Origin of the sequence: Streptomyces lateritius, from assembly GCF_014649715.1 — a bacterium.
In the GTDB taxonomy this organism is placed as follows: Bacteria; Actinomycetota; Actinomycetes; order Streptomycetales; family Streptomycetaceae; genus Streptomyces; species Streptomyces lateritius.
In genome coordinates this window covers 1-11603 of the sequence record NZ_BMTO01000020.1, presented here as the reverse complement: position 1 = coordinate 11603, position 11603 = coordinate 1, and the positions used below count along the sequence as shown (strand labels likewise).

The following is an 11603-nucleotide window of genomic DNA, read 5'->3' as shown; positions in this document are numbered from 1 at the left end:
CGGACACCGGACGCCGGAATCCGTCCCCGGTACGGGGATCAGTCCTGCCCGTACCGGGGATCGACCGACTCCGGCGACAGGCCCAGGAGCTCCGCCACCTGCTCCACCACCACCTCGTGGACGAGCAGCGCGCGTTCGTCACGGCTCTTCGAGCGGATCTCGACGGGCCGCCGGTAGACCACGACACGGGCCGGCCCGTCCTTCTCCGCGGGAGCCGACCCGCCCAGCGGCACCGACTCGCCCGGCACCGACGGCGGCACGTCGAGGACCATGAACTCGACGTCCGCCAGCTGGGGCCAGTGCCGCTCGAGCCGCTCCACCGAGTCCAGGACCAGATCGCGGAACGTGTCGGCCCGGCTCGTGGACAGCGGCACCTGCGGCGGGGCGACCGGGCCCCGCATGCCGCGGCCGTGGCGGTCGCGGCGGCGCGTCCGGGGCTCGGGCGGAGCCGGGCGGGAATCCGCGGCGTGAGACTCCGCCGCGGGCGGCTCGGCGGGACGGGACGAGTGGCTCGGCGGCACAGGACTGTCCATCACTGACGCAGCGTAACTCTCCTCGGTGGTCCCCGGCCGTGCCACACCCGCGCCGAGTCGGGGCGGTCCCGCCCCGGCATGTCGTGAGTTGAACGTTCCGGCCAGGCCCGGGCTCCATTCGGCGGCGTCGGGCGATCGGCCATCTGGCCGTGGTTGACCGGATTCGTACCGTCCGTTGTCCGGATCGGCCACCCTCCCCACCCCTGGCCCCCTCCTTCCCCGCAGGTCAGGACCGCTGACCCGGGAGCGGCCGTGTCCGAGGTCACACCGCGACACGTGGGAGTGACCTGGTGGAGAGTCGTCGCGGCCCGCTCAAGAGTGCGGTACCGTCCAACGTCGTGAGCCCTGTACGTCGCTGTTCGCGCACCGCGTGCGGCCGCCCTGCCGTCGCGACACTGACGTACGTCTATGCCGACTCGACTGCGGTCCTCGGCCCGCTCGCCACCTACGCCGAGCCCCACTGCTACGACCTGTGTGCCGAACACAGCGAGCGCCTCACCGCGCCGCGCGGCTGGGAGGTCGTGCGGCTCTCCGACGGCTCCGCCCCCTCGCGCCCCAGCGGCGACGACCTCGAAGCCCTCGCCAACGCGGTACGGGAGGCGGCCCGCCCCCAGGAGCGTGCGGCCGGGGCCGGTGGCAAGGGTGGCGGTCGCGGCGGTGACCCTGTGGAGGTCGGCCGCCGAGGCCACCTGCGCGTCCTGCGCTCCCCCGACTCCTGACGCGCCCTCCCGCCCGGCCGACCGGCGGACGGACTGCGCCCGCCCCCGGACGGCCCGGGTAGGTTAGGCGTTCGCATACGCACGCGCCGCATACGCGTGCCGAGAATTCAGGAGGGTTGTTCCGTGGCTGCTGATCTGTCGCAGATCGTGAAGGCGTACGACGTCCGCGGGGTGGTGCCGGATCAGTGGGACGAGGACCTCGCCGAGCTGTTCGGCGCCGCGTTCGTCCAGGTGACCGGCGCGGACGCGATCGTCGTCGGCCACGACATGCGGCCCTCGTCGCCGGGTCTGTCGGGCGCCTTCGCCCGCGGGGCGGCCCGTCTCGGCGCCGACGTCACCCTGATCGGGCTCTGCTCGACGGACCAGCTGTACTTCGCCTCCGGCCGGCTGAACCTGCCGGGCGCGATGTTCACCGCCTCCCACAACCCGGCCCAGTACAACGGCATCAAGATGTGCCGCGCGGGCGCCGCCCCGGTCGGCCAGGACACCGGCCTCGCCGAGATCCGCACCCTCGCCGAGCAGTGGTCGGAGCAGGGCGCCCCCGAGGCCGCCGCGACCCCCGGCACGATCACCGAGCTGGACACGCTCGACGACTACGCCACGTACCTGCGGACGCTCGTCGACCTCACCGCGATCCGCCCCCTGAAGGTCGTCGTGGACGCCGGCAACGGCATGGGCGGCCACACCGTCCCCACCGTCTTCGCGGGCCTCCCGCTGGACCTCGTACCGATGTACTTCGAGCTCGACGGCACCTTCCCGAACCACGAGGCCAACCCGCTCGACCCGAAGAACATCGTCGACCTCCAGGCCCGCGTCCTGGCCGAGGGCGCCGACCTCGGCCTCGCCTTCGACGGCGACGCCGACCGCTGCTTCGTCGTCGACGAGCGCGGCGAGGCGGTCTCGCCCTCCGCGATCACGGCCCTGGTGGCCGCACGCGAGCTGGCGAAGCACCCCGGCGGCACGATCATCCACAACCTGATCACCTCCTGGTCCGTCCCGGAGGTCGTCCGCGAGAACGGCGGCAGGCCGGTCCGCACCCGCGTCGGCCACTCCTTCATCAAGGAGGAGATGGCGAAGTCGGGCGCGGTCTTCGGCGGCGAGCACTCCGCGCACTACTACTTCAAGGACTTCTGGAACGCCGACACCGGCATGCTCGCCGCGCTCCACGTCCTCGCCGCCCTCGGCGGCCAGGAAGGCACGCTCTCCGAGCTCGTCTCCTCCTACGACCGCTACGTGGGCTCGGGCGAGATCAACTCCACCGTCGCCGACCAGGCCGGCCGGACCTCCGTCGTCAAGGAGACCTACGCAGGTCAGGACGGCATCAGCATCGACGAGCTGGACGGTCTGACGGTTGCAGCGGGGGACTGGTGGTTCAACCTGCGCCCCTCCAACACCGAGCCGCTGCTGCGCCTGAACGTCGAGGCCCGTGACGCGGCCACCATGGCCAAGGTCCGCGACGAGGTCCTGACGCTCGTCCGCACCACGGACTGACCCGCCGTTTCCCCCGGGGGCGGGGCGGGCGCCGAGCCGCGCGCCCCTTCCCCCGGCGGTAGGCTGACCTGGCCCAAAGGGCAGCCCCACCACCGTTTGTTCGAAGGGACACCCCATGCCGCTCGAAGCCGGTCTCCTGGAGATCCTGGCCTGCCCGGCCTGCCACGCGCCGCTGAACGACCGCACGGCGGCCGAGACCCCCGAGCTGATCTGCGCGGGCGACGACTGCGGCCTCGCCTACCCGGTCCGCGACGGCATCCCGGTCCTGCTGGTCGACGAGGCCCGCCGCCCGCAGTAACCCGCCGCCCCGGCAGCCGCCGACGGCGCACGATTGGGGTGGTGCGGGCGGGGAACACGAAGCCGGGCCGAGGCCGGCGCACCACCACAGACCCGCACCCGCCCGGCACCGCACAAGCCACCGCATCCGCCCCGCACCCCGGAGGCCCCATGCTCGACGAGACCCTCCTCGACGCACCGGACGCCCTCGCCCTCGCCGACCACCGCGGCCTCCTCCGGGGCGCCGCCGAGGCCGGCGCACGGGTACGGACCGCCGCCCGCCACGCCGCCGAAGCCGGAATCGCCGAGCTCACCCCCGAGGGCCGCCCCCGCGCCGTCCTCGTCGCGGGCCCCGGCACCGCGGCCGCCGGCGTCGCGGACCTGGTCGGCGCCCTGGCGGGCGCCGCCGCGCCCGTCATCCGCCTCCGGCCCACGGGCGTCGCCCCGGCCGCCGGCGCGCTGCGCTGGGCCCTCCCCGGCTGGGCGGGCTCCGTGGACCTCCTCCTCATCCCGTCTACCGACGGCTCCGAACCGGGTCTCGCCGTCCTCGCCGAGCAGGCGTACCGCCGCGGCATCACGGTCGTCGCCGTCGCCCCCGAGGCATCCCCCCTCGCCGAGGCCGTCAACGGCTCCCACGGCCTGCTCGTCCCGATGGCGACCGCCCCGAACGAGGGCGCCGAGGAGGAGTACGAAGGGGCCCTGGCCGCCGGCCCCGGCGCCCTGTGGGCCCTGTTCACCCCGCTCCTCGCGCTCCTCGACCGGGTCGGCCTCCTCGAAGCGCCCCCCGAGACCCTGGAGAAGGTCGCCGACCGGCTGGACCGTACGGCGGAGCGCTGCGGCCCGGCCATCGCCACCTACAGCAACCCGGCCAAGACGCTCGCCGCCGAACTCGCCGACTCACTGCCGCTGATCTGGACCGAGGGGGACGCCGCGGGCCCAGCCGGACGGCGGTTCGCCGCCGTCCTGGCCGAGCTGGCCGGCCTGCCCGCGCTCGCCGCCGAGCTGCCCGAGGCACTCCCCGCCCACGGCGTCCTGCTCGCGGGCAACTACGCGGCAGGCGCCGACCCCGAAGACTTCTTCCACGACCGCGTCGACGAGCCGCAGGCCCTGCGAGCCCGCGTCGTCCTGCTCCGCGACCGCCCCGCCGGCGGCCTGACCGCCGCCCCCGCCGCCCGGGAACTGGCGCTCAGCCACGGCACGGCCATCAGCGAACTGGAGCCGGAGGAGGGCAGCGAGCTGGAGAATCTGGCCGAGCTCGTCGCCGTCACCGACTTCGCCGCCGTCTACCTCTCCCTGGCCTCGGCAGGCACCGCCCCGCACTGAAGCACCCGACCGCGCCCGGCCGACCCGAGCGACGCCCCGGCCGAAACGCCGCCCCCCGACCCTTGCCCCGAGGAAAGCTGGAACGTTCGATGGACCGCCTCGTCAACACCGTCCGCCCCTATGCCTGGGGCTCCACGACGGCCATCCCGGAACTGCTCGGTACCACCCCCACCGGTGAGCCCCAGGCCGAGATGTGGATGGGCGCCCACCCCGGCGCCCCCTCCGTCACCGAGCGCGGACCGCTGAACGAGGTGATCGACGCCGATCCCGTACGGGAACTCGGCGCGGCGGCCGTCGAGAAGTTCGGCCCGCACCTGCCCTTCCTCCTCAAGCTGCTCGCGGCCGGCGCCCCGCTCTCCCTCCAGGTCCACCCCGACCTCACCCAGGCGAAGGAGGGCTTCGCCGCCGAAGAGGCGGCCGGCGTCCCCCTCGACGCGCCGCACCGCAACTACAAGGACGCCAACCACAAGCCCGAACTCATCTGCGCCCTCACGCCGTTCGAGGGACTGTGCGGCTTCCGCGACCCGATCGAGGCCGCCGACGCCCTCGACGCGCTCGGCGTCGACTCCCTCAAGCCGTACGTCGACCTGCTGCACGCGCACCCGGAAGAGGCCGCGCTGCGCGAGGTCCTGACGGCGTTGCTGACCGCCGACCACGAGGAGATGGCGCACACCGTCGCCGAGGCCACGGCCGCCGCCACCCGCCTGGGCGGCGCCCACGCCCCGTACGCCGCACTCGCCCACCATTACCCGAGCGACCCCGGTGTCATCGCCGCCATGCTCCTCAACCACGTCCGACTCCAGCCCGGCGAAGCGCTCTTCCTCGGCGCGGGCGTGCCGCACGCCTACCTCGACGGTCTCGGCGTCGAGATCATGGCCAACTCCGACAACGTGCTGCGCTGCGGCCTGACCCCCAAGCACGTCGACGTCCCGGAGCTGCTGCGGATCGTCCGCTTCGAACCCACCGACCCGGGCGTCCTGCGCCCCGAGGCCTCTCCCTCCGGCGAGGAGGTCTACGACACCCCCATCGACGAGTTCCGTCTCTCCCGCTTCGTACGAGCGCCGGGCGCCGCCCCGACCGACGTCACCGCACCCACCCCGCAGATCCTGCTCGCCGTCGCGGGCCGGCCGAAGGCGGGCGAAGTGACCCTGGCCCCCGGCCAGTCCGTCTTCGTACCCGCGGGCGAAAAGGCCGAACTGTCCGGTACGGGAACGGTGTTCCGGGCCACCGTCGTGGCCTGATGTAACAATGTCCGGCCGAACAGCGGCACACACCACCCGGTACCGACGAAGGGAAGACGTACACCCATGAGCGCGTCAGGCGGAACCAAGGCGATCGTGGCGGCACTCGCCGCCAACCTCGCGATCGCGGTAGCCAAGTTCGTGGCGTTCCTCTTCAGCGGTTCGTCCTCGATGCTGGCCGAGAGCGTCCACTCGCTCGCCGACTCCGGCAACCAGGGTCTGCTCCTGCTCGGCGGCAAGAAGGCCCAGCGCGAGGCGACTCCCCAGCACCCCTTCGGCTACGGCCGCGAGCGGTACATCTACGCCTTCCTCGTCTCCATCGTGCTCTTCTCCGTCGGTGGCATGTTCGCCATCTACGAGGGCTACGAGAAGATCAAGCACCCGCACGAGATCGAGGCCTGGTACTGGCCGGTCGGGGTCCTGATCTTCGCGATCATCGCCGAGACGTTCTCGTTCCGCACCGCCATCAAGGAGTCCAACGCGATCCGCGGCGGCCTGTCCTGGAAGGAGTTCGTCCGCCGGGCGAAGGCCCCTGAGCTCCCGGTCGTCCTCCTGGAGGACCTCGGCGCCCTCGTCGGCCTGATCCTCGCCCTCGGCGGCGTCAGCGTGGCGCTCGCCACCGGCGACGGCATCTGGGACGGCATCGGCACCCTCTGCATCGGTGTGCTGCTCATCGTGATCGCGATCGTCCTCGCCGCCGAGACCAAGTCGCTGCTGCTCGGCGAGGCCGCCGGCGTGGACGAGGTGAAGCGGATCGAGGAGGCGGTCGTCGACGGCGAGACCGTCACCCGCCTCATCCACATGCGCACGCTCCACCTCGGCCCCGAGGAACTCCTCGTCGCCGCCAAGATCGCCGTCCAGCACGACGACACGGCCACCGAGGTGGCCGCCGCCATCAACGCGGCGGAGGAGCGCATCCGCGCCGCCGTCCCCATCGCCCGGGTCATCTACCTGGAGCCGGACATCTACAGCGAGTCCGCCGCGTCCGCCGGCCTGAACCCCGCGAAGTCCCCGGGCGGCGACGGCCACTGATCCACCGGGCCCGAGGCCACCACGGCCTCGGGCCCTCTCCGCCTGTACGGCTCCGCTGTCCGTTCCGCTGCCCGCCGCCGCTGTACGGATCCGAGCCGCCTGACACCCTCCGGAGCCGGTGTCGAGGCGTGATCCGGCCGAATCCCGGGCCTTGGCGGACTGTGGGTCGCCGCGCCGATCGGTGTAGATTCGTGACCAGCCAGACGTCGCTGCTGATGGCGGTCGGGCGGTCCGCAACGGACCGGCCGAGGGAGAGAGGGCCTCCGACGACTGCACCGCGGAAGTACCGGGCATTCGTATGCCCGCGTGCCCCGAGCTGCGGTGTCAGGCGCTTCAACCGACCCTCGAACCCGATCCACGAGGAGCAGCCCAGTCATGACGACTGTCGCCAACCAGCAGGACTTCAAGGTCGCCGACCTGTCCCTTGCCGCCTTCGGCCGCAAGGAGATCACCCTCGCCGAGCACGAGATGCCCGGTCTGATGTCCATCCGCCGCGAGTACGCGGAGCAGCAGCCGCTGGCCGGCGCCCGGATCACCGGCTCGCTGCACATGACCGTGCAGACGGCCGTCCTCATCGAGACCCTGGTCGCCCTCGGCGCCGAGGTCCGCTGGGCCTCCTGCAACATCTTCTCCACCCAGGACCACGCCGCCGCGGCCATCGCCGTCGGCCCGAACGGCACCCCCGAGGCCCCCGCCGGCGTCCCGGTCTTCGCCTGGAAGGGCGAGACCCTGGAGGAGTACTGGTGGTGCACGGAGCAGGCCCTGACCTGGCCGAACACCCCCACCGGCGGCCCGAACATGATCCTGGACGACGGCGGTGACGCCACCCTCCTCGTCCACAAGGGCGTCGAGTTCGAGAAGGCCGGCTCCGCCCCGGACCCGTCCACCGCGGACAGCGAGGAGTACGGCCACATCCTCCGTCTCCTCAACCGCACCCTCGGCGAGAACCCGCAGAAGTGGACCCAGCTCGCGTCCGAGATCCGGGGCGTGACGGAGGAGACCACGACCGGTGTCCACCGCCTGTACGAGATGCAGCAGGCCGGCACCCTCCTCTTCCCGGCGATCAATGTGAACGACGCCGTGACGAAGTCGAAATTCGACAACAAGTACGGCTGCCGTCACTCGCTGATCGACGGCATCAACCGGGCCACCGACGTCCTGATCGGTGGCAAGGTCGCGGTCGTCTTCGGTTACGGCGATGTGGGCAAGGGCTGCGCCGAGTCCCTCCGCGGCCAGGGCGCGCGGGTGATCATCACGGAGATCGACCCGATCTGCGCGCTGCAGGCGGCGATGGACGGCTATCAGGTCGCGACGCTGGACGACGTGGTCGAGACGGCGGACATCTTCATCACGACGACCGGCAACAAGGACATCATCATGGCGTCGGACATCGCCAGGATGAAGCACCAGGCCATCGTGGGGAACATCGGTCACTTCGACAACGAGATCGACATGGCGGGCCTGGCGCAGATCCCGGGCATCGTGAAGGACGAGGTCAAGCCGCAGGTCCACACCTGGACCTTCCCGGACGGCAAGGTCGTCATCGTGCTGTCCGAGGGCCGGCTGCTGAACCTGGGCAACGCGACCGGGCACCCGTCCTTCGTGATGTCGAACTCGTTCGCGGACCAGACGCTGGCGCAGATCGAGCTGTTCACCAAGCCGGAGCAGTACCCGACCGACGTCTACGTGCTGCCCAAGCACCTGGACGAGAAGGTCGCCCGGCTCCACCTCGACGCGCTGGGCGTGAAGCTCACGACGCTGCGCCCGGAGCAGGCCGCCTACATCGGGGTCCCGGTCGAGGGCCCGTACAAGCCGGACCACTACCGCTACTGATGCCGAGACGGACGGCGCCCGTGCACTGACGCACAACCGTCCCCCGCACCCGTAGAGGAACCAGGCAGGCCCCCGCACCCCCGTGCCGGGGGCCTGCCTCGTCCGCCACCGGGCGTCCCGGGCCCGTACCCGGACCTACCGCCCCAGAGAGCACCCCGAGGACCCATGCCCCGCGGCCGCTATTCGCTCCATGATCCGCACGATCACACCCCCCTCGGTGAAGAGCACTTCAACTGCGCGCCCGGCCCCTCCGGCTGGCGCTACGTCTCCCAGACCACCACCCCCTCCGGCGAACACGCCGGCTCCGTCGACCTGGCCATCGACGACCTCGGCCGCCCCATCCGCCTCGAACTCCACGCCGCGAGCTGGCAGGTCCGCGGCGCCGCCCTCGACGGCGTCACCTGGGTCCGTACCGACCCCACCGGCACCCAGGCCACCGAAGGCAATGTGCGCGCCCACGCCTTCACCGGCACATCCCCGGCGTTCCTCGTAGCCCTCACGCGACTCCTGCGTCTCACCCCCGCTTCCCCCGCGACCCGTGTCCGGCTCGTCGCCTTCACGGACCCGGTGCTCGCCCCCCTCACGATCGACCAGTCCTGGGCCCTGGTGAAGAGTGAAGCGCACACCACTGACAACGGCCCTCTGCTCGTGGACGAGTACCAGGTCAACGCCCTGGACACGGGGGAGCAGCACACCGTCCACATCACCGGCGACGTGGTGCTCTCCGCCCCCGGCATCGAACTCGAGGCCCTCGAAACTCCGCCGTCCGTCTTCCCCTGACCCCCGGCCGTCTGCCGGGGTCACGCTGGAGGAGCGAACCCCGTCCGCTTCGCCGCGGCCGGCGTCGTCGCCTCGCTCGGCACCGCAGGGGCGGCAGCCGTCGTCCGTCGAACCGTCGCGGCGCCGGGTGCCGCGGACCCGGGAGCCGCCTCGGGCGCGCCACGCTCCGCGGAGGCGAAGGCCCGCCGCGTGTCCCGCGCCTGCCGCTCACCCACCACGGCCGCGAGGTACTCCGCCGCGGGCACCCCCGGCGGCGGAGGCGTCCCCGTCCGCGCCACCAGCTCGTCGGCGAGCCGCTCCGCGAGCCGTCGCCCAACGGCGGGGTCCAGCTGCCGCATCCGCGTCAGGCACTGCCGTATCTCCAGCCACAGCGCGTCCGGCACGGCTGACAGATCCAGTCCCGAGAACCGCCCCACCAGCCACGGCGGTGGAGGAGGAACGGCGGCGGTCCGAGCCGCCGGCACCCGTTCCCGTACGACCAGCGTCCCGGCGAAGACATCCCCGATCCGCCGCCCGCGCTCCGACACCAGCGAAGCGATACACGCGACCACCCCGAAGGTCATGAGGATCTCCACGACCCCGATCGCCCCCCGCACCAGGGCGTGCCGGAACCGGATCGGCCCGCCGTCGTCCCGCACCACCCGCAGCCCGCACGCCATCTTCCCGAGCGAGCGTCCGTGCGACAGCGTCTCCACCGCGATCGGCGCACCGACCAGCACCAGCACGAAAGAGGCGATGGCCAGGGCGGTCTGCGCGGCTTCGTCGAGCGACGCCGTGGCCGCCGCGAGCCCGATTGTGATCAGCAGATAGGCCGCCCACACCACCAGCAGATCGATGAACAGCGCCAGCGCCCGGCTGGGCAGCCGAGCGGGCCGCAACCCCAGTACGACGGCGTCCCCCGTCACAACCCCGCTCACGACGCCCACCCTTCTCCGACCTTCCCCGACCCCTCTGTACGACAGTCTGCCAAGCTGACCAGCAGCGCGCCGCAGTAGTACGGACCCGTACGCACCAGTGCCTGGAGCAGTAGCCGATCATGGACATCGACGTCTACGTCACCGCCCACCGCGCCGAGTGGGACCGCCTCGACCACCTCCTGCGCCGGGGCGGCAAGCTCAGCGGCGCCGAGGCCGACGAACTCGTCTCCCTCTACCAGCGCACGGCGACCCACCTCTCGCTGATCCAGACCAGCGCCCCGGACCCCATGCTCACGGCGCGCCTCACCCAGCTCGTCGCCCGGGCCCGCGCCACCGTCACGGGCACCCGCCGCTCCTCCTGGCGCGACGCCGCCGGCTTCCTGACGGCCGGCTTTCCGGCGGCCGTCTACCGGTCCCGTCACTGGTGGGTCCCGACCGCGGTCCTCTCCACCCTCCTCGCGGCGATCATCGGCTGGTGGATCGGTACGCACCCGGAGGTCCGGTCCGCGATCGGCGCCCCCACCGAACTGCGCGAGATGACCCGCCCCGGTGGCCAGTACGAGACGTACTACTCGAGCCACCCGGCGGCCTCCTTCGCCGCCCAGGTCTGGACGAACAACGCCCAGGCCGCCGCCCTGTGCCTGGTTCTCGGCGCGTTCCTCTGCGTCCCGGTGCTCTGGATCCTCTTCCTCAACATGCTGAACCTCGGTGTCGGCATCGGACTGATGTCCTCAGCGGGCCGTCTCGACGTCTTCCTCGGCCTGGTCCTCCCGCACGGCCTCCTGGAACTGACCGCCGTCTTCGTCGCCGCAGGCACCGGCCTCCGTCTCGGCTGGACCCTCATCGACCCCGGCCCCGTGACACGTCGGGCGGCCCTCGCCCAGCAGGGCCGAGCGGCCGTGGGCATGGCCATCGGCCTGGCCCTGGTTCTCTTCGTCTCGGGCCTGATCGAAGGCTTCGTCACCCCCTCCGGCCTGCCCACCTGGGCGCGCATCACGATCGGCATCGCCGCCGAGCTGGCCTTCCTGGCCTACGTCTACGTCCTCGGCGGCCGAGCCGCCCGCGCCGGCGACACGGGCGACGTCGAGGAGCCCGACCGCAGCGCCGCCCTCCCGACCGCCGCCTGATGTGCGTACGACCCCGCTGACCTGCTAGTCTCCTCATCGCCCGCAAAAACCGTTGACACGGTGGCTGTGGGGAGGTAGATTCAACTGGTTGCCGGGGACTGGACAGTCCAGCGGTGACGAGCTAAGATCTCTCTCGCTCCGATAGAGAACCTCGAGTTCCACGGAGCCAACCCGATTCCTTATTCGAATCGTGAAGCCGATTAGGTCGGCCGAAATGAATCTGATAAAGTCGGAACCGCCGGAAAGGGAAACGCGAAAGCGAAGAACAGACCGGCAGCCCGCTCCAGCGGGTGGCGGAAACGGAAAACGGATCTGCTAAGCTGGAAACACG

General features: G+C 72.0%; 11 protein-coding genes. 9 read left to right on the top strand and 2 right to left on the bottom strand.

The window, feature by feature from the left end; all coding sequences use genetic code 11:
• Nucleotides 1–38 precede the first annotated feature (38 nt).
• On the bottom strand, nucleotides 39–533 hold the full coding sequence (locus IE136_RS31310) for a metallopeptidase family protein (protein ID WP_158987872.1): 495 nt from the start codon (nucleotides 531–533) through the stop codon (nucleotides 39–41).
• A 290-nt stretch (nucleotides 534–823) separates the two neighbouring features.
• Here IE136_RS31310 and IE136_RS31305 point away from each other — a divergent pair, with 290 nt between their 5' ends.
• From IE136_RS31305 to IE136_RS31270, 8 genes are all read left to right on the top strand, one after another.
• Nucleotides 824–1252 carry a DUF3499 domain-containing protein gene (locus tag IE136_RS31305; protein ID WP_158987870.1) on the top strand — a complete coding sequence of 143 codons (429 nt, stop codon included), beginning with the start codon at nucleotides 824–826 and terminating at the stop codon, nucleotides 1250–1252.
• A 123-nt stretch (nucleotides 1253–1375) separates the two neighbouring features.
• A complete protein-coding gene (locus tag IE136_RS31300) occupies nucleotides 1376–2743 on the top strand; it encodes a phosphomannomutase/phosphoglucomutase (RefSeq protein ID WP_158987869.1) in 1368 nt (455 codons plus the stop codon).
• 115 nt (nucleotides 2744–2858) lie between these two features.
• A complete protein-coding gene (locus tag IE136_RS31295) occupies nucleotides 2859–3041 on the top strand; it encodes a Trm112 family protein (RefSeq protein WP_158987867.1) in 183 nt (60 codons plus the stop codon).
• Nucleotides 3042–3190: 149 nt separating this feature from the next.
• A complete protein-coding gene (locus tag IE136_RS31290) occupies nucleotides 3191–4342 on the top strand; it encodes an SIS domain-containing protein (protein WP_189601988.1) in 1152 nt (383 codons plus the stop codon).
• An 89-nt stretch (nucleotides 4343–4431) separates the two neighbouring features.
• Complete coding sequence (gene manA, locus IE136_RS31285; RefSeq protein ID WP_189601987.1) at nucleotides 4432–5583, top strand: mannose-6-phosphate isomerase, class I; 1152 nt, start codon at nucleotides 4432–4434, stop codon at nucleotides 5581–5583.
• Between the two features lie 66 nt (nucleotides 5584–5649).
• Nucleotides 5650–6615 (top strand): cation diffusion facilitator family transporter, encoded by a 966-nt coding sequence (locus tag IE136_RS31280; protein WP_158987861.1) that lies wholly within the window; start codon nucleotides 5650–5652, stop codon nucleotides 6613–6615.
• A gap of 375 nt (nucleotides 6616–6990) precedes the next feature.
• Nucleotides 6991–8448, top strand: a complete 1458-nt coding sequence (ahcY, locus tag IE136_RS31275) for an adenosylhomocysteinase (protein ID WP_189601986.1) — start codon at nucleotides 6991–6993, stop codon at nucleotides 8446–8448.
• A 165-nt stretch (nucleotides 8449–8613) separates the two neighbouring features.
• On the top strand, nucleotides 8614–9228 hold the full coding sequence (locus tag IE136_RS31270) for a hypothetical protein (RefSeq protein WP_158987855.1): 615 nt from the start codon (nucleotides 8614–8616) through the stop codon (nucleotides 9226–9228).
• Between the two features lie 20 nt (nucleotides 9229–9248).
• On the opposite strand, the gene IE136_RS31265 is transcribed toward IE136_RS31270, so the two are convergent.
• The gene (locus IE136_RS31265; protein WP_189601985.1) at nucleotides 9249–10145 is read right to left on the bottom strand and encodes an RDD family protein; all 897 of its coding nucleotides are present in this window, start codon (nucleotides 10143–10145) and stop codon (nucleotides 9249–9251) included.
• Nucleotides 10146–10264: 119 nt separating this feature from the next.
• Here IE136_RS31265 and IE136_RS31260 point away from each other — a divergent pair, with 119 nt between their 5' ends.
• The gene (locus IE136_RS31260; RefSeq protein WP_189601984.1) at nucleotides 10265–11272 is read left to right on the top strand and encodes a stage II sporulation protein M; all 1008 of its coding nucleotides are present in this window, start codon (nucleotides 10265–10267) and stop codon (nucleotides 11270–11272) included.
• The last annotated feature ends 331 nt before the right edge of the window (nucleotides 11273–11603 follow it).